This is a genomic window from Paracoccus tegillarcae, assembly GCF_002847305.1.
Classification (GTDB): domain Bacteria; phylum Pseudomonadota; class Alphaproteobacteria; order Rhodobacterales; family Rhodobacteraceae; genus Paracoccus; species Paracoccus tegillarcae.
Genome location: NZ_CP025408.1, coordinates 3,286,989 through 3,308,147, shown reverse-complemented (window position 1 = coordinate 3,308,147; position 21,159 = coordinate 3,286,989). Strand labels below are relative to the sequence as shown.

The window sequence follows — 21,159 nt, the reverse complement described above, 5'->3', positions numbered from 1 at the left end:
GGCGAGCGCACCAACTTTTCTGCAACGCGGGGCAGGGAAACAGCCGACAATCAGCTGTGCAAAATAGCCGGAAGCCACAAGACGACGAGCGTTGTCACCGAAATCGCGGTGACACCCAAAATATCACTGATCATTTCGCGGGTCATGATGTGCCTCCTGCTAAGTTGCTACTTTGTTCTCATATCGGGCGCGCCCTGTAAAGAACTTTTTAGGAACATTTAATCAGGTCTTAATTCCTGACCTCACCCGACCCCGATCAGTTTGACGGCCTTTTCCTGCTCCATCAGCCATAAAAGGCTGCGCATCGCCTGCCCGCGCGGGCTGTTCATTTGTGGGTCGCGTTCCAGAAACGCACGCGCATCCTGCCTTGCCATGGCCATCAGCCCTGACTGATGTTCCAGATCGGCGATGCGAAAACGCGGCAGGCCCGATTGCGCCGTTCCGATCATGTCACCCGCGCCGCGCATTTCGAGATCGGCCTCGGCGATCCGAAAGCCGTCTTCCGTTTCGCGCAGCGTTTCCAGCCGTTTCTGCCCGCCTGCTGTCAGCGGCGGATGATACATCAGCACACAGGTCGAGGCGCCCTGCCCGCGCCCGACCCGCCCACGCAGCTGATGCAACTGCGCAAGCCCGAAATTCTCGGCCCGTTCGATCACCATGATCGTCGCCTCGGGCACATCGACGCCTACCTCGATGACCGTCGTCGCGACCAGGATCCGGGCGCGACCGCTGGCGAAATCGGCCATCGATCTGTCGCGCTGATCGGGCGACATCTGGCCGTGGACCAACCGCACCTCATCCCCGAAGACCGCACGGAGGGCCTGAAATCTCGCCTCCGCGGCGGTCAGATCAACCGCCTCGCTTTCCTCAACCAGTGGGCAGACCCAATAGGCGCGGGCACCGTCTTTCAGCGCCACGCGCAGCCGGTCCACGACCTGCGAAATCCGCTGATCGCTGATCATCACGGTTGTGATCGGCTGGCGGCCGGCGGGCTTTTCGTCCAGCACCGACAAATCCAGATCCCCGAACTGCGTCATCGCCAATGACCGAGGGATCGGCGTCGCGGTCATTACCAGAACGTCGGGCGGGATCTCACCCTTGGCAGACAGTTCCAGACGCTGCGCCACGCCGAAACGGTGCTGCTCGTCGATGATGGCCAGGCGAAGGTCATGAAACTCAACGTCTTTCTGAAAGACGGCATGGGTGCCGACCAGAATATCGATCCGACCCATACGCAGATCTTCCAGCAACTGCGCGCGCAACTCGCCCTTGTCGCGGCCTGTCAGTGTCGCCAGCCTGATGCCGGCCGCGCGGGCCAACGGTTCCAGCGCGCGGGCATGCTGCCGGGCCAGAATTTCGGTCGGCGCCATCAAAACCGCCTGCCCGCCCGCCTCGACCGCAATCAGCGCCGAGAGCAGCGCGACCAACGTCTTGCCTGCGCCCACATCGCCTTGCAGCAAACGGTTCATCCGCCGGTCGCTGGCCATGTCTTCGGCGATCTCGCCCACCGTGCGCTTTTGCGCCGCAGTCGGTGGCCAGGGCAGACTGTCCAGCACCTGCGCGCGTAACCGCCCGTCGCCCGACGTCGCCCGCCCCTTGCGCTGCAGGCGCTCGCGCCGGATCAGGGCCAGCGTCACCTGATGGGCGAGGAACTCATCATAGGCCAGCCGCGCCCGCGCCGGGGTCGTGGGCGAAAGATCGGCTGCGGATTGCGGGGCATGCGCCTGCGCCAGCGCCGCGTTCCAGCCGGGCCAGCCTTGCGTTTTCAAAAGCTCAGCGTCGACCCATTCATCCATCTGCGGCGCGCGTGCGCAGGCGGCAGCGGCTGCCTTGGCCATCATCCGCTGCGTCAGACCCGCGCCCAGAGGATAAACCGGCTCGAAATCGGGCGGCAGGTCTTCGTCCTCGCGCAGGATATGATCGGGATGCACCATCTGCGCCATGCCGTCGAACAGCTCTACCTTGCCACTGACAACGCGGCGCTGTCCGGTGGGCAACTGGCTTTCGATCCAATCGCGACGCGGATGAAAGAAGACGATGGTCAGGTCATTCGCGCCGTCGCTGCACAGCACGCGCCAGGGTCGACCCCGCGAATTGGGCGGCATATGGCGTCCCACGGTCACGGCGACGGTGACGGTTTCCGGCGCACGCGCATCGGCCAGACGTTCCAGCCGCCGCCGTCGGACGCCGCTATTGGGTAAAGTCAGGATCAGATCGCGCGGACGGTCGATGCCCAGTTGCGCCAGTGCGGCCAGTGCCTTGGGGCCAACCCCCGGCAGAGTATCAGCCGAAGCGAATAGCGGGAACAGGGCGGGCGGTCGGCCCTTTGGCGTGGTCATCGGCCCGCGATCCGCAGCCATTCATCCTCATCGACAATGGCGACGCCCAGATCCTGCGCCTTCTTGGCCTTGGAGCCCGCACCCGGCCCCGCGATCACGAGATCGGTCTTGGCGCTGACAGAGCCAGAGACCTTGGCGCCCATCGCCTCGGCCCGCGCCTTGGCTTCGGCCCGCGTCATTTTTTCCAGCGTGCCTGTGAAAACCAGCGTCTTGCCCGTCAATTCGGTGGTCGCGCCGCTGGCAGCGCTGGCCTCTTGGGGTTCAATCTGGGCGATCAGCCTGTCGATGCCGGCACGTTCGCGCGGCTGGTTGAACGCCGTGACCAGCGATCCGGCCAGCACGTCGCCAATGCCGTCGATGCTGACCAGATCGTCCCACGCCGCGCGCGCGGCGTCAGACACCGGATCGCTGGCCCAGACCTGATCGCTCGTTTCCTTGATCCGGGCGCGCCTGCCCTGCCCGGCCGCATCGGCGCGTTCTTGCGTCACGGCCTCTTCTGCCTGCAAATGGCGCTGCGCGGCTGGGGCGGCGGCATCCAGCGCGGCAATCATGGCATCCCAACTGCCGAAATGTCGCGCCAGCGTGGTTGCTGCGACCTCGCCCACGTGACGGATGCCCAGGGCAAAGATCAACCGGGACAAGGGGATCTTTCGCCGTTCTTCAATCGCATCGAACAGCTTTTGGGCCGATTTGTCACCAAAGCCGTCGCGGTTCTTCAGTTTGCTCACATTGTCAGCGTCTCGCGTGGCGAGGGTGAAAATCTCGGACGGTTCGCGGATCGGTAGCTGATCATCAGCAAAGAACATCTCGATCTGTTTTGCGCCCAGACCGTCGATGTCAAAGGCCGCACGGCTGACGAAATGCTTCAGCTTCTCAACGGCCTGCGCAGGGCAGATCAGCCCGCCCGTGCAGCGCCGGACGGAATCGCCGGGCTCACGCACAGCGTCGGAACCGCATTCGGGGCATTGGTCGGGAAAGACATAGGGCTGGCTGTCATCGGGCCTGCGCGACAGGTCCACATCGGCGATTTTCGGGATCACGTCGCCGGCGCGATAGACCTGCACCCAATCGCCTGCGCGAATGTCGCGCCCCTCGCGGATCGGCGCGCCGCTGCTGTCGCAACCGGCGATGTAATCCTCGTTGTGCAGCGTCGCGTTCGAGACCACGACCCCGCCGACAGTCACCGGTTCAAGCCGCGCGACCGGAGACAGCGCACCCGTGCGGCCGACCTGAATGTCGATGCCGTTCAGCCGCGTCCAGGCCAGTTCGGCCGGGAATTTATGCGCAAGCGCCCAGCGCGGCGTGGTCGAGCGGAACCCAAGCCGTTCCTGATAGGCCAGGTCGTCGACCTTGTAGACCACACCGTCGATGTCATAGCCCAGCGTTGCGCGCTGCTGCTCGATCGCGGACCAGGCGGCGATCATCTGCGCGGCCGTTCCGCAGAGCCGGGTCAGTGGGTTGGTGCTGAAACCCATCGCTGCCATGCGCTCGATCGCGCTCATCTGGGTTTCGGCCAGAGGTTCGCTGAGTTCGCCCCAGCTATAGGCAAAGAATTTCAGGGGCCGCGCGGCGGTAATCGACGGATCAAGCTGGCGCAGAGAGCCCGCAGCGGCATTGCGCGGATTTGCAAAGGTCCGACCGGTATCGCCTGCATTAAGCGCGGCAAAGTCGGTGTGGGACATATAGACCTCGCCCCGGATCTCGACGATGGCCGGCACCTCGCCTGTCAGCTTCTGCGGAATATCGTCAATCGTACGGGCATTCGCGGTGACGTTTTCGCCAACGGTTCCATCGCCGCGCGTCGCGGCCTGCACCAACTGGCCATCCTCATAGCGCAGCGACAGCGATAGCCCGTCGATCTTGGGCTCGGCGGTAAAGTTCAGCTGCGTATCGGCAGGCAGGTTCAGGAAATTGCGGATGCGGGCAACGAAATCGCTGATCTCGCCCTCTTCAAAGGCATTCGCCAGTGACATCATGCGCTGCGAATGCGCGACCTTGCCAAAGCCCTCCGCCGGGGCGGCGCCAACCTGCTGAGTGGGACTGCTCTCTGCTGCGAGGTCGGGGAACGCCGCCTCGAACGCAGCCAGACGACGCTTGAGCGCATCGTATTCCGCATCGCTGAGTTTGGGGGCATCCTTGGCGTGATAGTCATCGTTGGCCTGATGCAGCTTTGCCGACAGCGCCTCGATTTCCTGCGCGGCTGCGGCAGGATCCATCTGCGCAAGCGTCTGGCTTTCCAGATCGCGTGCATCTGCCTCGGCCGTCTTCGGATCGTTCATTTTACCCTTCGATCACCGCGCCAGATTGCGACGGGACGGCGATCACGAGGCTTGCGGCGCAAGCATCATGCGCGCCTGCCGCAATGCGCGGGGCTGATCGCCCTCGCATCAGACAAACATGCATCCGATATGCTTTCCCGGAGCAAGGAAACAGATCGGATGCATGGGTGATAACGGTGGCCGGACATGGTTGTCCAGCGCGCCAGTTACCTTGTTTGCAGCTGTGGGAGGGCTGTCGGTCTACAGCCCGACAGCCATTTTCTCGGCATTGGCCGGGGCTGGGTCGCGCAGCACGTAACCACGGCCCCAAACAGTCTCGATGAAGTTTTCACCGCCAAGCGCCTCGGACAACTTCTTGCGAAGCTTGCAGATGAAGACGTCGATGATCTTGAGCTCTGGCTCATCCATGCCGCCATAGAGGTGGTTCAGGAACATCTCTTTAGTCAGAGTCGTGCCCTTGCGCAGGCTGAGCAGCTCGAGAATTTGATATTCCTTGCCGGTCAGATTGACTGGCTTTCCCTCTACCTCGACCGAACGAGCATCCAGGTTGACGAGCAGATCGCCGGTCTGGATCACGGCCTGGCTATGCCCCTTGGAACGGCGGATGATTGCCTGAATGCGGGCCACCAGTTCCTCACGAACGAAAGGTTTGGTCATATAGTCATCCGCGCCAAAGCCAAAGCCGCGAAGTTTGCTTTCGGTGTCGTCCGACCCGGTCAGGATCAGGATCGGCGTGTCGATCCGCGACAGGCGGATGTGGCGCAAGACCTCCATTCCGTTCATGTCCGGCAGGTCAAGATCCAGCAGGATCAGGTCATAATCATATAATTTCGCAAGGTCGACGCCCTCTTCCCCCATATCGGTCAGGAAGACATTGTAATTGGCGGCGGTCAGCATCAGCTCAATCGCGCGAGCGGTGCTGGCCTCGTCCTCGACAAGTAGGATTCTCATTCTAAAAGTCCCAGTTCAGCCTCGGTCCGAATGTGGACTATGAGGAGGAAGTGTTAATATACCGTTACTACCCTAGTCACTCCTGTCGCTCAACCTTGACGTGTCTGTATTTTTGCAGTGCGGTCACTTTCAAGGCCGATTTTCCGTGACGTTCTACTGCCAGAACCCAGCTGTCGAACTCTTCCTCGGTCAGGCTGTAGCGGGTGATCGCATTTTCGCGGGTCAGCAGCCCGCCCAGGACTGCGTTAACCACTGTGGCTTTGCGGCTGGCGACCCAGCGTGTGTCATCGGCTGGCAAATCTGCCATGCTGAGGATCGTGCCATCGGGCAACGTGATCGTGCGCGGGCGTGTGGATTTTCGTATGAACATGCGGCTTTCCCGAATAACTCGACACCCAAAATGCGCCGCCTGGCTTAATCCGAGGTTAGCGCATTGCGGAAATCGACGCTCTGTGCCTTGAGAATGCCACGCATTTTCTTATATTTCGACCAAGTTTGCCGCCCCAACCCGGCCAGGATCCAGCCATGACCTCTGCCACGACAGCGCCCGCCCCGGCGCAAACGCCCGTTTTGAACAGCCTCGGCTTCGCCAAACCGCCCAGCCAGACGCGGGTCGTGGTGGCGATGTCGGGTGGCGTGGACAGTTCGGTCGTGGCGGCGCAGTTGGCGCGCGAGGGCTATGACGTCGTGGGCGTGACCTTGCAGCTATACGATCACGGCGCGGCGCTGGCCAAAAAAGGGGCCTGCTGCGCCGGGCAGGATATCCATGATGCGCGCCGCGTGGCCGAACGTATGGGCTTTCCCCATTACGTGCTTGATTATGAAAACAAGTTTCGCGAATCGGTGATTGACGAATTTGCCGACGCTTATCTTGCCGGAGCGACGCCTGTGCCCTGCATCCGTTGCAATGAGCGGGTGAAATTCCGCGATTTGCTGCAAACCGCCAAGGAACTGGATGCCGATTGCATGGCAACGGGGCATTACATCCAGCGCAAAGATGGCGCTGCCCGGGCCGAATTGCACATGGCCGCGGACATGAACCGCGATCAAAGCTATTTCCTGTTCTCGACCACCCAAGAGCAACTGGATTTCCTGCGCTTCCCGCTGGGTCATCTGGAAAGCAAGGCCGAAACACGGGCGCTGGCGGCTGAATTCGAGCTGGCGGTGGCGGACAAGCCTGACAGTCAGGATATCTGCTTTGTGCCCAATGGCGACTATGCAGCGGTAATCGAAAAACTGCGCCCCGGCGCCGCTGATCCGGGCGAGATCGTGGATATGAATGGCACTGTGCTGGGCACCCATCGCGGCGTCATCCACTATACGATCGGACAGCGCCGGGGCCTTGGCATCGGTGGGCTTGGTGATCCGCTTTATGTTGTTCGGCTGGATCCTGACAGCCGCCAGGTCATTGTTGGCCCGAAAACGGCGCTTGCGACGAACATCGTGCCCATCGGTGAGGTAAACTGGCTGGGCGACGGCCCGTTCGAGCAAGAGATCGCCTGCGATGTTCGCATTCGTTCGACCCGGCCGCCGCGGCCTGCGATCTTGCGCCCTCTTGGCGGTCGCAAGGCCGAGGTGGAGCTGCTGGACGCCGAAGAAGGCGTCAGCCCCGGCCAGGCCTGTGTGTTTTACGAATCGGGTGGCAGCCGCGTACTGGGCGGCGGCTGGATCACTGTGCGTCGGCGGCCAGCGTCCTGACCCGCTGAATCATGGCGCGCAGCCCGTTTGAACGCTGCGAAGACAGGTGTTCGTCCAGCCCCAGACGCGCCAACTCGGCCTGCGCGTCGATCTGCGCCACCTGCCCAACCGGCACACCGGAATAAAGCGCGTGCAGAATGGCGATCAGGCCGCGCACGATCGTCGCATCGCTTTCGCCCTGAAAATCAAAGACCCCGGCCTCGATCCGGGGCATGATCCAGACCTGACTGGCGCATCCATCGACCTTGGTTGCCGGCACGCAAAGCGCTTCGTCCATGGGTGGCATCGCGCGCCCCAGTTCGATGACATGACGATAGCGTTCCTCCCAGTCATCCAGAAAATCGAAAGTGTCAGCGATGTCTTCAAAGGCAGCGGTGGCCATGCCTGTCGGTCCTTTCACAGCTTACTGTGGGTTACCCCGCGCATGGGCTGAGGTCAAAGAGGCTTTCGCAGCCCCCGGCTTTCGCCTATCAATCGGGCAACGAACGGGGATAGTGACATGAAACGACTGATGGCGCCCTTGCTGATTGCCACTCTGACGCTGGCCGGATGCGGCGGGCGTTTCAGCGACAGCGGCTGGAACCCGCTTGGCTGGTTCGGTTCGGGTCAAGGGCCGACCACGCTTGAGCCGCGCGACGGCTACGCAAATGCCAATACCGATGCCAGGCCGGGCATTCCCGCAATCACCGGCGCGCGGTGGGAGGTGCTGAACGAAGGTCGGCTGCTGGTCGTCACCGGGATCGGCCCGACCAAGGGCTATTACAATGCCGACCTTATCGGTCAGAGTCCCAGCCCCACGGGCCGCCTGAGCCCCGATCCAGACGGTGTATTGCGTTTGCGCTTTGTCGCCTGGCCGCCCCTGTCTGACAGCGAGTTCGCTAGACTGCCGGCACGGCCCGAGACGGACACGATCAGCGTCGCGCTGACGCTGTCGTCTAACGTGTTGGCAGGGATCACACAGGTAGAGATCACCGGCGCGACCAATACCGTCACGATCCGCAAGTAAGCCCACAGTCTGATCTGATTGGACGCTTGCCCTATCCGGCGATGGCGCAGGTTGCTGCGGCGTTGCCTTGCATGGCGCGCCGCTTGGGCGCCTGAACATTATAGCCCCGATCTTGCCCGCATCTGCCCCTCACCGCCCAAGTCGCGGCGGCGATATGGACCGGGCAGAGATCAACTGATCTGATCGCGAAAATCGCCGCGATCGGGAAACTTCTCGGCATGACTGGCCAGCAGTTCGCGCTGGCGGCCCTGCTTGCGCAAGGGACGGCAGAGCCGGATCATACGCTCTAGCGGCCAAGGCCGATCAGGTGCCAATTGATGCACCTGCACCAGTGCGGCGAACTCTGCAGGGGTTTCGCGTTGTTGCCGGTGCATCGCGGCCTTTTGCAGCAAAAGATCGGGATGCGCGTCAACCACGGCAGCGTTTTCGTCAAACAGTGCTGCCATCTTTTCCCATTCCTCAAGCTTCAGCATCAGCTTGGCGGTCGACATGATGGCTGCGGGTGTCAGCCCCTCTGGCGTGGCGCTGGCCTCGCCAGTTTCGGCGAATTGCGGCTTGGGCTGGGATTCGGCCGGAAAATAGGTCGAGATCACACTGGACATGATCCGCGCCACGAGATCGGAATTCACATGGCGATAGTCGTTGCGCGACCAGGCGATGGTCGGGTTGGACAGGGTCACGAATTCGTAGGACGGGAAGTAATCCACCTGATCGACCTCGATCACGAACTGTTCCAACACCGCGCGCTGCACCGATTTGGAATAGGCGTTGGCAACCAGCACATCCATGTCGCGGAAGGTCGCCAGCAGCGGCACCGGCGAGACGGTGATCAGCATCTTCATCGGCTTTTCGCGATGCTTGGACAACAGCGCGTGCAGCGCGTGCAGCGTCTCGAGGATCTCGTAATAGCTCAGCACACGAAACTGGAACCGGTCCGGGTATTTCCGCAGCACCTCGACCGGCGGCATGACGTTCAGATAGATGTCCAGCTCTTTGTCATACCATGTCTCGACATAGCCAAGCGTGATGATGATGACATCGGCATCCTTCACCTGCGCCATCGCGTCCAGATAGCGGTGACGGAATTCGAGAACTTTGTCCTTGGGAAAGTCGATCCGCGCCTGCCCCAATTGCGCATCGAAGACGGGCTGATCGGCGGTGCCGGTATAAAGCAGAGTTTCGCCGGGAAAGCTGTCACGCTCCAACGCCCATTTCAGTTCGTTATAGATTGAGTGGATCGAATATTTGTTGAAAAAGTTCGATGCCTCGCCGGTGCTGTCGCCGATCTCGCCCAGATTAAAGTCGCGGCTCAGCACATCCATCCCATTCTCGATCAGGGCGGCCTCGACATTGCGCGCGAAACACGACCCGATGGTAAACACCGTATCGGTCGGCAGGATCTGAAAGCTTGGCTTGGCCTGCGGCCAGGCCAATGGATACAGTCGATCCCCGCCCTGGTCCGGTGAAGGATAGCGCCGCAGCCGATTGCGCCGGGCAAATCCGAAAGCTTCGGTCGCCGATACATCCAGAATAAGCTTGCGATCCATCGTCTGACCTAACCTCGCATTTCGTCACGCACATTCATCAGCTTTTGCGCTTTTTTGCAACCTGCCACAGAGGCATTGCCACCGCCGCCAACACAGGCTAATTGCGCGGCACCGGAGGAGTGGCAGAGTGGTTTAATGCACCGGTCTTGAAAACCGACGTGGGTGAAAGTCCACCGTGGGTTCGAATCCCACCTCCTCCGCCACCTTCCCTCGCGTTGATATCCATCCGAGGCTTCGGCCGCCAAATCGTCCCAAAACGCGATGACGGCCGCAACTTGATGGGTCTGGGGATAACCGCTGACAGCACGGCAGCTGTTGAAACCCTCAGTCCGCAGGCTGCAGAGCCGAGGCGATCAGGCAGAACGGGCTGCTGCGACCTGTGGCGACGCGGTCAATCCATTCCAAGTGTTCCTTTACTGTGACGCGATGAAATGCAGCAGGACGTATCTGGCCCCGCCGTCCCGTGACTCTGGCATGGGATTGTGAACAAGTCGTTTCTTGTAGACAATTATTGCGTTGAATTCGACGAAACTTGCAGAGCATTCGAACCATGCGCTGCGGAGGGCAGAATGAACATCGGCGACTGGACAGAGCGGTTTCAGGGAACCAGAGTATTGCCGCGCCCGGTCAGGGATCGGCTGCTGCAGGTGGCGCAGGCACGGTCTTATCCCAAGGGCCGCGAGGTGTTCGGCCCCCGAAATATACCCGACAGTCTGCTGTTCTTGTACGAAGGCACGATCCGTGTCTCGCAAACCTCGGAAAATGGCAGGGATATCGTGCTTTACCGCGTCGATGCCGGCGAAAGCTGCGTGCTGACCACCGCCTGCATGCTGGCGGAGGAAGCTTATAATGCCGAAGGTGTGGCAGAGACGGATATCACGACAATTGTGCTGCCAAAGCCAGCCTTTGACACGCTGGTTGCCGAGGAAGCGGCCTTTCGCAACTTTGTTTTCGCGGCCTATTCGCGGCGCCTGCTCGACCTGCTGCGCGTCGTCGACGATGTTGCCTTCGGTCGGATCGATGTCCGTCTTGCCGACCGGTTGCTGACCCTTGTCGGGGGCAACAAGGAAATCGCGGCGACCCATGCGCAGATCGCAAGCGAACTGGGGACGGCACGCGAGGTTATCTCGCGCGTGTTGAACGACTTTCAAAAGCGCGGCCTTATCGAGCAATCGCGCGGGCGAATTGCGGTGACCAACAAGCCTGCCCTGCGCGCACTGGCCGACACCGACTGACAAGATCGGGGAAAAATCGGCCAAGGGTGACAAAGTCACTGAAGCCCGCAACGCGACCTTATAGTCAGTACCCAGCTTTAAAGACTGGAGAACGCCATGACATCGAATGTCGGAACCATTGACCGCATCCTGCGCGCTGCCCTTGGCGCCTTTCTGTTGTATCTTGCCTTTTTCAGCGACGCCGCGCTATTCGCCCAGCCGGTCTTCAAGTATGGCGCTGCCGTGATCGGTGTCATCATGCTCGCCACGGCGGCGTTCAGGATGTGCCCGCTCTATTCGATCTTCGGCGTCAAGACCTGCCGGATGTCCTGAGATGGAGACTGCGTTTACCCCGTTCGCCTCATTCGGTGGCGGTCTGCTGATCGGTCTTGGTGCCGTGCTGCTGATGCTTGGCCTTGGGCGCATCTTCGGCGCCACGGGCATTCTGTCAGGCGCCATCTTCTTTGAGAACCGCGACGAGATGCGGTGGCGGCTGGCGTTGATCGCGGGCATGATTCTTGCGCCGGGTCTGATCTTTCTCATCACCGGTGCAATGCCGACGCTGACCGTGCCGGTCAGCCCCGCCATGATCGTGATCGGCGGCGTCATTGTCGGCCTGGGTGCCAGCCTCGGCAGTGGCTGCACGTCGGGGCACGGCGTCTGCGGGCTTGCGCGTCTGTCCATCCGCTCGCTGGTGGCCGTGCCCACCTTCATGGCAACCGCCGCGATCACCGTTTTCCTGATCCGCCACGTGTTCGGAGGTTGAGCCGATGAAACTTGTCTTTGCACTGCTGACCGGCCTCGTTTTCGGTACCGGCATCGTGATTTCTGGTATGATGGATCCGGCCAAGGTCCTGAACTTCTTTGATCTCGCGGGCACATGGGATCCCAGCCTTGCCTTTGTGATGGGCGGCGCGGTGTTGATCACATTCGTCGGCTACAGGCTGGTGTGGCGTCGCGATGCGCCGCTGTTCGGCGGGCGGTTCCAACTGCCCAACTCGACCGCGATCGACGCCCGTCTGGTGGGCGGCTCTGCGCTTTTCGGCATCGGTTGGGGCATCGCAGGATTCTGCCCGGGCGCAGCGATCCCTGCCCTTGGCACAGGCCGTTGGGAGGTGGCGCTGTTCCTGATTGCCGTCGCCGTGGGCTTTTACCTGCGCCGACGGCTGCCATCCCCGCAGGCCAAGACCGCTTAGACCAAACATAGATTTTGGAGGAACCGACATGACCAGCTATCCCGTGAACATGGACCTGAAACCAGAGGTCCAGGCATTCTTTGACGAAGCGACCAATACCATCAGCTATATCGTCAAGGACCCGTCATCCAATGCCTGCGCCATCGTCGACAGTGTGATGGATATCGATTACGCGGCGGGGCGCATCACCTATGACCACGCCGATGAGTTGATCCGCCAGATCGAGACGCAGGGCCTTGACCTGCAGTGGGTCATCGAGACGCATGTCCACGCCGATCACCTCAGCGCCGCGCCCTACATCCAGCAAAAGCTGGGCGGCAAGATCGGCATCGGATCAAAGATCCTGGTCGTGCAGGATACCTTCGGCAAGGTCTTTAATGAGGGCACCGAATTCCAGCGCGACGGAAGCCAGTTCGATCACCTGTTCGAGGACGGCGATACCTACACGATTGGCAATATGCAGGCATTCGCGATGTACACGCCCGGGCATACGCCCGCTTGCATGGTGCATGTGATGGGCGACGCGGCCTTTGTCGGCGACACGCTGTTCATGCCCGATGGCGGATCGGCACGTGCCGACTTTCCCGGCGGCGATGCCGGTGTGCTTTATGACAGCATCCAGAAGGTGCTGGCCCTGCCCGACGACATGCGGCTGTTCATGTGCCACGATTACGGCCCCAATGGCCGCGATATTCAGTGGGAAACCACGGTGGGCGAGGAAAAGGCGCATAATATCCATGTCGGCGGCGACAAGACGAAAGAGGATTTCGTCAAGTTCCGGACCGAGCGCGATGCCCAACTGGGGATGCCCCGGCTGATCATTCCCTCGTTGCAGGTGAACATGCGCGGCGGCGAGGTGCCGAAGGACAAGGACGGCAATCCGATGCTGAAAGTACCGGTCAACGGCCTTTGATGCGCTGAAAGGGAGGAACCCGAAATGGATATCAAGAAGATATCGCCGAAGTTTGTCGTCAGCCCGCAGATCGCCCCCGAGGACATGGAGGCAATCAAGGCCGAGGGGATCCGCGCCATCATCTGCAATCGCCCCGACGGAGAGGGTGCGGACCAGCCCGGCTTCGCCGAGATCGAGGCGGCCGCGAAAGCCGCCGGCCTGGACGTCCGCTATGTCCCCGTTCAAAGCGGCATGGTGACGGATGCGGATGTGGCGTCCTTTGCCGACGCGCTGAACGATCTGCCGCGCCCTATTCTGGCCTATTGCCGCACCGGCACGCGCTCGGCGACGCTGTGGTCACTGCACGAGGCGCAAAATCGTCCGATGGCCGAGATCCTCGCCGCCACCAAGGCCGCAGGCTATGACATGAACGGCGTTGCCCGGCGCATTGCCAATGGTGGCAAGACCCCGACCGATACCGGGGATGCGCATTTTCAGGTTGTGATCGTCGGCGCAGGCTCGGGCGGCATTTCCGTTGCCGCGAGCCTCAAGTCCCGCAAACCCGACCTGCAGATCGCGGTGATCGATCCGGCGGATATCCATTTCTATCAGCCCGGCTGGACCATGGTCGGTGGCGGCATCTTTGACGCGAAATCCACCGCCAAGACGATGGGCAGCCTGATCCCCAAAGGTGTGCATTGGATCAAGGCCGCCGTGGCCGCCTTCGAACCGCAAAATAACGCCGTCGTCCTCGATGGCTGCCGGGTGGTCAAATATGACCGGCTGGTTGTCTGCCCGGGCCTCAAGCTCGACTGGGGGCAGGTCGAGGGGTTGGAGGAAACCCTGGGTCGCAACGGCGTGACGTCGAATTACCGCTATGATCTGGCGCCCTACACCTGGCAACTGGTGCAAGAGATGAAACAGGGGCGCGCGCTTTTCACACAGCCGCCGATGCCGATCAAATGCGCCGGCGCGCCGCAGAAGGCGCTGTATCTCTCAGCGGATGCCTGGTTCCGCCGCAAGGTACTGGGCAATATCGACATCCAGTTCATGAATGCGGGCGGTGTGCTGTTTGGCGTCAAGGACTACGTTCCCGCGCTGATGAAATACATCGAGAAATACGATGCGACCCTGAACTTTTTCCACAATCTGGTGTCTGTCGACGGTTCGGCGAAAAAGGCCACGTTCAAGGTTGCAAAGCCTGACACTGACCCACAGGAGGTCACGGTCGAGTTCGACATGATGCATGTCTGCCCGCCGCAGGTGGCGCCCGACTTTATCCGGGTGTCGCCCTTGGCCGATGCGGCAGGCTGGGTCGATGTCGATCAGGCGACCCTGCGTCACAAGAGCTATGACAACATCTGGTCACTGGGCGACGTGATGAACGCCCCCAATGCCAAGACAGCCGCAGCGGCGCGCAAGCAGGCGCCGACCGTGGCTGACAATATCGTCGCCGACATCGCAGGCCATTCACCAACCGCCGCCTATGACGGTTACGGCTCTTGCCCGCTGACGGTAGAGCGCGGCAAGATCGTCCTGGCCGAGTTCGGCTATGGTGGCGTCCTCAAACCCTCGTTCCCGGCCTGGGCGATAGACGGTACCAAGCCGACCCGTGCGGCGTGGTTTCTCAAGGAACGGATGCTGCCTTCAATCTATTGGCAGGCCATGTTGAAGGGCAAGGAATGGATGGCCAAGCCCGAGCCATTGAAGGTCGCGGCAGAATAAGGGCAGCCGCGATCCCATCGGCGGCGGAGGATTCCGCCGCTGATCTCACGGTCCGGGTATCCCGTCCCGGCCAAAGGCGCGCGTGTGGGGCCCCTTCTGTGCTGACCAGTCTTTGAGGAATGTGATCCAACGATGCCCAGCTTGCGAAAGTATCTACCCATCCTCGATTGGGGCCGCACCTATAACAGGTCGGCGTTCTCCAACGACCTGATCGCAGCGGTCATCGTGACGATCATGCTGATCCCGCAATCGCTGGCCTATGCACTGCTGGCGGGGCTGCCGCCCGAGGCGGGTATCTACGCCTCGATTGCGCCAATTATCCTCTATGCGATCTTCGGAACCAGCCGCGCGCTGGCGGTCGGGCCGGTCGCTGTGGTGTCGCTGCTGACCGCCTCGGCAGTGGGACAAGTCGCCCAGCAGGGCACCGCAGGCTATGCCGTCGCGGCCCTGACGCTTGCGTTTCTGTCGGGCGGATTTCTGCTTTTGATGGGCGTGTTCCGGCTGGGGTTTCTTGCCAATTTTCTCAGCCATCCGGTGATTGCGGGCTTCATCACCGCCTCTGGCATCCTGATTGCAACCAGCCAGCTAAAGCACATCCTGGGCGTCAGCGCGCAGGGGCATACCTTGCCTGAAATGCTAAGTTCGATCCTTGAGCACCTGAACGAGGTCAACTGGATCACGGTTGTCATCGGGGTGCTTGCGACGGCTTTCCTGTTCTGGGTGCGCAAGAACCTCAAACCGACCCTGCTCGGCCTTGGCGTGCCGCCACTATTGGCCGATATTCTGACCAAGGCCGGGCCCGTCGCCGCTGTCGTCGCCACGACCGTCACGGTCTGGGGGTTCGGGCTGGCAGATCAGGGCGTCAAGATCGTGGGCGCGGTGCCGCAAAGCCTGCCGCCCCTGACCATGCCGGGCCTGTCGCCCGATCTCTTGGGCGCGCTCTTGGTGCCGGCCATCCTGATCTCGATCATCGGCTTTGTCGAAAGCGTCTCTGTGGCGCAGACACTGGCGGCCAAGAAACGTCAGCGCATCGACCCGGATCAGGAACTGATCGGCCTTGGCGCGGCAAATATCGGCGCGGCCTTTACCGGCGGTTATCCCGTGACAGGCGGCTTTGCGCGGTCGGTGGTGAATTTCGACGCCGGCGCCGAGACCCCGGCGGCAGGCATCTTTACCGCCCTTGGCCTTGCCGTCGCTGCGGTGGCGCTGACACCGCTGGTCTACTATCTGCCCAATGCCACGCTGGCCGCCACGATCATCGTCGCTGTTCTCAGCCTTGTCGATCTGTTGATCCTGCAAAAGACCTGGGCCTATTCGCGCGCCGATTTCATCGCGGTCGCAGCGACCATCCTGCTGACGCTGACCCTTGGCGTCGAAATCGGCGTTGCCTCCGGCGTCGCGACTTCTGTGCTGCTGCATCTTTACAAGACCTCGCGCCCTCATGTGGCCGAAGTTGGTCTTGTCCCCGGCAGTCAGCACTTTCGCAACATCGACCGGCACGAGGTCGAGACCGACCCGGCGCTGGTGACATTGCGCGTCGATGAAAGCCTCTATTTCGTGAATGCGCGCTTTCTGGAGGACTTGATCCAGAGGCGTGTCACCGAAGGTTGCGCCATCCGAAACGTCGTCTTGATGTTCTCGGCGGTAAACGAGGTGGATTATTCGGCCCTTGAAAGCCTTGAGGCGGTCAACCATCGCCTCAAGGATATGGGCGTCGGCCTGCACCTTTCAGAGGTCAAGGGGCCGGTGATGGACAAGCTAAAGCGTTCTCACTTTGTGGATGATCTGAACGGCCGGGTGTTTCTGTCGCAGTTCGATGCCTGGCAGGCGCTGACCAAGCCGGAAGCTGCGGCCAATGCTGCGGAATGACACAGAGCGCGGTGCTATGGGCTGCGGCTGAAACGCAAACCATACCCAGGGCTTTGCTACGTCACCCCAACGTCGATAAAACCAACGCAGTGCAGACATAAAGATGCCGGGCGCCAGGCCCGGCATCAGTCTTTTCAGACATCGTGCGGCCTAGCCAAGGGCCGTGACGGCACGCTTGGCCAACACCGCGATCAGATGCGCGCGATATTCCGGCGTTGCATGGATATCGCCCATCAGATCGGCGGCATCGACGGTCGCGCCGTCCAGCGACGCATCCGAGAACCCGTTTGCCAGCGCCGCCTCAAGTGCCTCGGCACGGAACACACCGTCCGAGCCGGCACCCGTCACCGCCACACGCGGTCCATCGGCTGTTTCCGCCACCATCACCCCAACCAGTGCAAAGCGTGACGCCGGGTTGGCGAACTTCTGATAGCTGGCACGTTTGGGCCGGGGAAAGCGGATCGCCGTGATGACCTCATCCTCATCCAGCGCAGTGGTGAACAACCCCTGGAAATACTCTTCGCCCGGGATTTCGCGCTGATTGGTGACGATTGTGCCGTTCAGGCCCAGAACGGCGGCAGGATAGTCCGCCGCCGGATCATTATTGGCCAAAGAACCGCCAATGGTACCCATATGACGCACTGCCGGATCACCGATCAGCAGGGCCAGTGCCGACAGCGCGGGGATTGCCTGCGCCAGATCGGCATTGGCCGCGACTTCGGCATGGGTGGTCGCGGCACCGATGGTGACGGTGTCGCCATCGACGCTGATCCCGACCATGTCGGGAAGGCCCCGCAAATCGACCAGATCGGTCGGCGCGGCCAGGCGCTGTTTCATCGTGGCCAGCAGGGTCTGGCCACCGGACAGGAATTTCCCGTCCTCGGCCCCGTTCAGCGCAGCGATGGCGTCATCGACGCTTGCGGGCTTGTGATACTTGGTCTGATACATCTGATGGCCCTCCTTATTCCGCTGCCATGGGTTTCTTTGCGGCCTGCAACGCGGTCCAGACCTTTAGCGGTGTGGCCGGCATCTGCAGGTCGTTATTGCCGATGGCGTCGGTGATCGCGTTGATGATGGCGGGCGGCGTACCGATGGCCCCTGCCTCGCCACAGCCCTTGATGCCAAGCGGGTTGCCCGGACAGATCGTGGTGTTGTGCTCGATCTTGTAGAACGGCACATCGTCGGCGCGCGGCATGCAGTAGTCCATATAGGACCCGGTGATCAGCTGACCGCTGTCGTCATAGACGACGCCTTCCAGCATGGCCTGACCGATGCCCTGCGTCGCCCCGCCATGGACCTGACCCTCGACGATCATCGGGTTGATGATGGTGCCGAAATCATCCGCTGCAGTGAATTGCACGATCTCTGTCACACCGGTTTCGGGGTCGACCTCGACCTCGGCGATGTAGCAGCCTGCCGGGAAGGTAAAGTTCACGGGATCGTAGAACGCGGTTTCCTTCAGCCCCGGCTCCAGCCCCTCGGGCAGGTTATGGGCGGTATAGGCGGCCAGCCCGACCTCGTGCCAGGCCATCGCCTTGTCGGTGCCCGCGACTTTGACCTCGCCGCCTTCGATGACGATATCGTCTTCGCTGGCTTCCAGCACATGGGCCGCGATCTTCTTGACCTTGGCTTCGACCTTGTCCATCGCCTTGACGATGGCCGACATGCCGACCGCGCCAGAACGCGAACCATAGGTGCCCATGCCGAACTGCACCTTGTCGGTGTCGCCATGCACGATGGACACGTTTTCGATGGGCAGACCAAAGCGTTCACCGACGATCTGGGCGAAAGTCGTCTCGTGCCCCTGACCGTGGCTGTGGCTGCCCGTCAGGATCTCGATGGTGCCGACCGGGTTTACCCGAACCTCTGCCGATTCCCACAGGCCGACGCCTGCGCCAAGGCTGCCGACCGCGGCCGAGGGCGCGATGCCGCAGGCCTCGATATAGCAGGAATAGCCCAGACCGCGCAGCTTGCCGCGGGCCTCTGCCTCGGCCTTGCGGGCCGGGAAGCCTGCCACATCGGCGGCTTTCTGGCCGATCTCCAGGTTGCCCGGGAAATCGCCCGCATCATAGGTCATGATGACAGGCGTCTGATGCGGGAAGGACTGGATGAAGTTGCGGCGACGCAGTTCAGCCGGGTCCATACCCAATTCACGCGCAGCCGTTTCCATCATCCGTTCGACCACGAACGTCGCCTCGGGGCGGCCAGCACCGCGATAGGCGTCAACCGGCACGGTGTTGGTATAGACACCCTTCACATTGCCATAGACGTTCTGGATATCGTACTGCCCCGACAAAAGCGTGGCGTACAGATAGGTCGGCGTGGCGCTGGAAAACAGCGACATGTAAGCGCCCAGATTGGCCTTGGTGTCGACCTTGAAACCGACAATCTTGCCATCGGCGTCAAAGCCCATCCGCGCATTGGTGATATGGTCGCGGCCATGGCAATCGGTCAGGAACGCCTCGGACCGATCCGAGGTCCATTTTACCGAACGCCCGGTCTTCATCGACGCCCAGAGGCAGGTAATTTCCTCGGGATAGATATAGATCTTTGCTCCGAAGCCGCCGCCCACATCAGGCGCGATCACCCGCAGCTTGTGTTCCGGCGCGACGTTGTAGAATGCCGACAGCACCAGACGCGCGACATGCGGGTTCTGGCTGGTGGTATAGAGGGTGTAGTGATCCTCGGCCGTGTCATAGATGGCCACGGCGCTGCGCGGCTCCATCGGGTTGGGGCTGAGGCGGTTGTTCACCACATCCAGTTCGGTGATGTGCGCGGCACCAGCAAGCGCCGCATCGGTTGCGGCCTCGTCACCGATTTCCCAGTCAAAGCACAGGTTGCCCGGCGCGTTTTCATGGATCTGTTCGGCACTCGATTCCAGTGCGCCGTCAGAGCGAACCGAAACCGGCAGTTCATCATAATCGACCTCGACCGCCTCGGCGGCATCGCGGGCCTGCTGGCGTGTTTCGGCAATGACGATGGCGACCGCGTCGCCAACATAGCGCACGCGGTCGGTGGCCAATGCGGACCATGCGCCCATGTTCATCGGGCTGCCATCCTTGGAACTGACGGCCCAGCCACAGATCAGGTTGCCGATGCCGTCGCCGGTCAGTTGATGACCGTCCAGCACGGCGATCACGCCTTCCATGGCTTCCGCCGCCGCCTTGTCGATGCCGGTTACCTTGGCATGTGCCATCGGGCTGCGGACAAAGCAGGCATAGGCCTGATTATCCACCCGCACATCGTCGGTATAGCGGCCCTTGCCGGTGGTGAACCGCTTGTCTTCTTTGCGCTTGACGCGCGCGCCGATTCCGGTGCTCATTTGCGTGTCCTCCCCTTATTCTGCCGCCTTGGCGACGCTGGACATCTTGCCCGCGGCGTCGTCGATGGCCTTGACGATATTGTGGTAACCCGTGCAGCGGCAGATATTGCCCTCCAGCTCAAAGCGGATCGCCTCTTCGGTCAGATCCTTGCCCTCGGCCTGATAGCGGTTCACCATATCGATGCCGGTCATGATCATGCCAGGCGTGCAATAACCGCATTGCAGCCCGTGATGGTCGTTGAACGCCACCTGCATCGGATGCAGATCATTGCCAGCGGCAATGCCCTCGATGGTGGTCACCTCGGCGCCGTCCAGCGAGGCTGCAAGCTGCGTGCAGGATTTCACCGATTTGCCGTTCACATGCACCACGCAGGCGCCGCATTGGGTCGTGTCGCAGCCGACATGAGTGCCGGTCAGGCGCAGGCCCTCGCGCAGATATTCGACGAGAAGCGTATTGTCCGGCACGTCGCGGCTGACCGCCTTGCCGTTCACCGTCATGCTCACCTTGGTCATTATAATCCTCCCTAGGGTTCAGTCTTGCCGGCGGGCCATGACCCCCACCGGCGATAGGCGGGTTGTCAGGATGCTTGCCCTGCCCCGCGCTCGTTCAGATAGGTCTGAAAATTCTCAAAGAATTTCGCCGCCAGCTTTTTCGAGGTCGAATCGATCAACCGGCTGCCAAGCGCCGCCAGCTTGCCGCCGACCTGCGCGTTGACCGTATAGCTCAGCAGCGTGTCCTCGCCGTCTTCGGCCAGATTCACGTCCGCGCCGCCTTTGGCAAAACCGGCCACGCCGCCCTTGCCCTCGCCGCGAATGGTATAGCTTTCGGGTGCGTTGATGTTTTGCAATTCCACCTCGCCGCTAAAGCGCGCTTTGACCGGCCCGATCTTCTGCATCACCGTGGCCGTGAACCCGGTATCCGAGGTCTTTTCCAGCGATTCACAGCCGGGAATGCACGCCTTCAGCGCATCCTCGCTGTTCAGGGCCTCCCAGACCATCTGTCGGGGTGCGGAAATACGGTATTCGCCACTCATATCCATGCAGTCTCTCCTCCTCAGGAAACGGGCATGTCCTGCCCACAAAGCTTATCGGCCTGCCCTTACAAGGCAAGGATTTTGCCG

At 61.5% G+C, this 21,159-nt stretch carries 19 protein-coding genes and 1 tRNA gene; 10 read left to right on the top strand and 10 right to left on the bottom strand.

Annotation, left to right across the window (positions count from 1 at the left end; genetic code table 11):
* Positions 1–242 precede the first annotated feature (242 nt).
* From recG to sciP, 4 genes are all read right to left on the bottom strand, one after another.
* Positions 243–2,360, bottom strand: coding sequence for an ATP-dependent DNA helicase RecG (recG, locus tag CUV01_RS16245; RefSeq protein ID WP_232962313.1), 2,118 nt, complete (start codon positions 2,358–2,360; stop codon positions 243–245).
* Positions 2,336–4,555 carry an NAD-dependent DNA ligase LigA gene (gene ligA / locus CUV01_RS16240; RefSeq protein ID WP_101462168.1) on the bottom strand — a complete coding sequence of 740 codons (2,220 nt, stop codon included), beginning with the start codon at positions 4,553–4,555 and terminating at the stop codon, positions 2,336–2,338. Before ligA ends, recG begins: the two co-directional genes overlap by 25 nt.
* 303 nt (positions 4,556–4,858) lie before the next feature.
* The gene (gene ctrA, locus CUV01_RS16235) at positions 4,859–5,569 is read right to left on the bottom strand and encodes a response regulator transcription factor CtrA (protein ID WP_101461386.1); all 711 of its coding nucleotides are present in this window, start codon (positions 5,567–5,569) and stop codon (positions 4,859–4,861) included.
* A gap of 76 nt (positions 5,570–5,645) precedes the next feature.
* Entirely contained in the window at positions 5,646–5,939 is a 294-nt protein-coding gene (gene sciP, locus CUV01_RS16230; protein ID WP_101461385.1) for a CtrA inhibitor SciP, read from the bottom strand.
* Between the two features lie 155 nt (positions 5,940–6,094).
* On the opposite strand from sciP, the gene mnmA reads away from it, so the two are divergent.
* Entirely contained in the window at positions 6,095–7,267 is a 1,173-nt protein-coding gene (mnmA, locus tag CUV01_RS16225; protein ID WP_101461384.1) for a tRNA 2-thiouridine(34) synthase MnmA, read from the top strand.
* Here mnmA and CUV01_RS16220 read toward each other — a convergent pair.
* Positions 7,239–7,649, bottom strand: a complete 411-nt coding sequence (locus tag CUV01_RS16220) for a SufE family protein (protein ID WP_101461383.1) — start codon at positions 7,647–7,649, stop codon at positions 7,239–7,241. The genes mnmA and CUV01_RS16220 overlap by 29 nt on opposite strands.
* A 117-nt stretch (positions 7,650–7,766) precedes the next feature.
* Here CUV01_RS16220 and CUV01_RS16215 point away from each other — a divergent pair, with 117 nt between their 5' ends.
* Positions 7,767–8,273 (top strand): hypothetical protein, encoded by a 507-nt coding sequence (locus CUV01_RS16215; RefSeq protein ID WP_232962311.1) that lies wholly within the window; start codon positions 7,767–7,769, stop codon positions 8,271–8,273.
* A gap of 170 nt (positions 8,274–8,443) precedes the next feature.
* On the opposite strand, the gene CUV01_RS16210 is transcribed toward CUV01_RS16215, so the two are convergent.
* Positions 8,444–9,820: a GSCFA domain-containing protein gene (locus CUV01_RS16210; protein ID WP_101461382.1), complete on the bottom strand. Its 1,377-nt coding sequence runs from the start codon at positions 9,818–9,820 to the stop codon at positions 8,444–8,446.
* 113 nt (positions 9,821–9,933) lie between these two features.
* Between CUV01_RS16210 and CUV01_RS16205 the strand changes: the two genes are divergently transcribed.
* From CUV01_RS16205 to CUV01_RS16170, 8 genes are all read left to right on the top strand, one after another.
* Positions 9,934–10,023 (top strand) — tRNA-Ser (locus CUV01_RS16205).
* Positions 10,024–10,389: 366 nt separating this feature from the next.
* Positions 10,390–11,055, top strand: a complete 666-nt coding sequence (locus CUV01_RS16200; RefSeq protein ID WP_101461381.1) for a Crp/Fnr family transcriptional regulator — start codon at positions 10,390–10,392, stop codon at positions 11,053–11,055.
* A 96-nt stretch (positions 11,056–11,151) separates the two neighbouring features.
* The gene (locus CUV01_RS16195; protein WP_101461380.1) at positions 11,152–11,367 is read left to right on the top strand and encodes a YgaP family membrane protein; all 216 of its coding nucleotides are present in this window, start codon (positions 11,152–11,154) and stop codon (positions 11,365–11,367) included.
* Position 11,368: 1 nt separating this feature from the next.
* Positions 11,369–11,800 (top strand): YeeE/YedE family protein, encoded by a 432-nt coding sequence (locus CUV01_RS16190; RefSeq protein ID WP_101461379.1) that lies wholly within the window; start codon positions 11,369–11,371, stop codon positions 11,798–11,800.
* 4 nt (positions 11,801–11,804) lie between these two features.
* The gene (locus CUV01_RS16185) at positions 11,805–12,230 is read left to right on the top strand and encodes a DUF6691 family protein (protein ID WP_101461378.1); all 426 of its coding nucleotides are present in this window, start codon (positions 11,805–11,807) and stop codon (positions 12,228–12,230) included.
* Positions 12,231–12,258: 28 nt separating this feature from the next.
* Entirely contained in the window at positions 12,259–13,143 is an 885-nt protein-coding gene (locus tag CUV01_RS16180) for an MBL fold metallo-hydrolase (RefSeq protein WP_101461377.1), read from the top strand.
* A gap of 24 nt (positions 13,144–13,167) precedes the next feature.
* Positions 13,168–14,847 carry a bifunctional protein tyrosine phosphatase family protein/NAD(P)/FAD-dependent oxidoreductase gene (locus CUV01_RS16175; protein ID WP_101461376.1) on the top strand — a complete coding sequence of 560 codons (1,680 nt, stop codon included), beginning with the start codon at positions 13,168–13,170 and terminating at the stop codon, positions 14,845–14,847.
* A gap of 132 nt (positions 14,848–14,979) precedes the next feature.
* Complete coding sequence (locus CUV01_RS16170) at positions 14,980–16,716, top strand: SulP family inorganic anion transporter (protein ID WP_101461375.1); 1,737 nt, start codon at positions 14,980–14,982, stop codon at positions 16,714–16,716.
* Between the two features lie 150 nt (positions 16,717–16,866).
* Here the strand turns inward: CUV01_RS16170 and CUV01_RS16165 are convergent, their stop codons facing one another.
* The 4 genes from CUV01_RS16165 to CUV01_RS16150 all read right to left on the bottom strand — a co-directional run bounded on the left by CUV01_RS16165 (position 16,867) and on the right by CUV01_RS16150 (position 21,078).
* The gene (locus CUV01_RS16165; protein WP_101461374.1) at positions 16,867–17,664 is read right to left on the bottom strand and encodes an FAD binding domain-containing protein; all 798 of its coding nucleotides are present in this window, start codon (positions 17,662–17,664) and stop codon (positions 16,867–16,869) included.
* A gap of 13 nt (positions 17,665–17,677) precedes the next feature.
* A complete protein-coding gene (locus CUV01_RS16160) occupies positions 17,678–20,038 on the bottom strand; it encodes a xanthine dehydrogenase family protein molybdopterin-binding subunit (RefSeq protein WP_101461373.1) in 2,361 nt (786 codons plus the stop codon).
* Between the two features lie 15 nt (positions 20,039–20,053).
* On the bottom strand, positions 20,054–20,551 hold the full coding sequence (locus CUV01_RS16155) for a (2Fe-2S)-binding protein (RefSeq protein ID WP_101461372.1): 498 nt from the start codon (positions 20,549–20,551) through the stop codon (positions 20,054–20,056).
* 65 nt (positions 20,552–20,616) lie between these two features.
* Positions 20,617–21,078 carry an SRPBCC family protein gene (locus CUV01_RS16150; protein WP_101461371.1) on the bottom strand — a complete coding sequence of 154 codons (462 nt, stop codon included), beginning with the start codon at positions 21,076–21,078 and terminating at the stop codon, positions 20,617–20,619.
* Between the last annotated feature and the right edge of the window lie 81 nt (positions 21,079–21,159).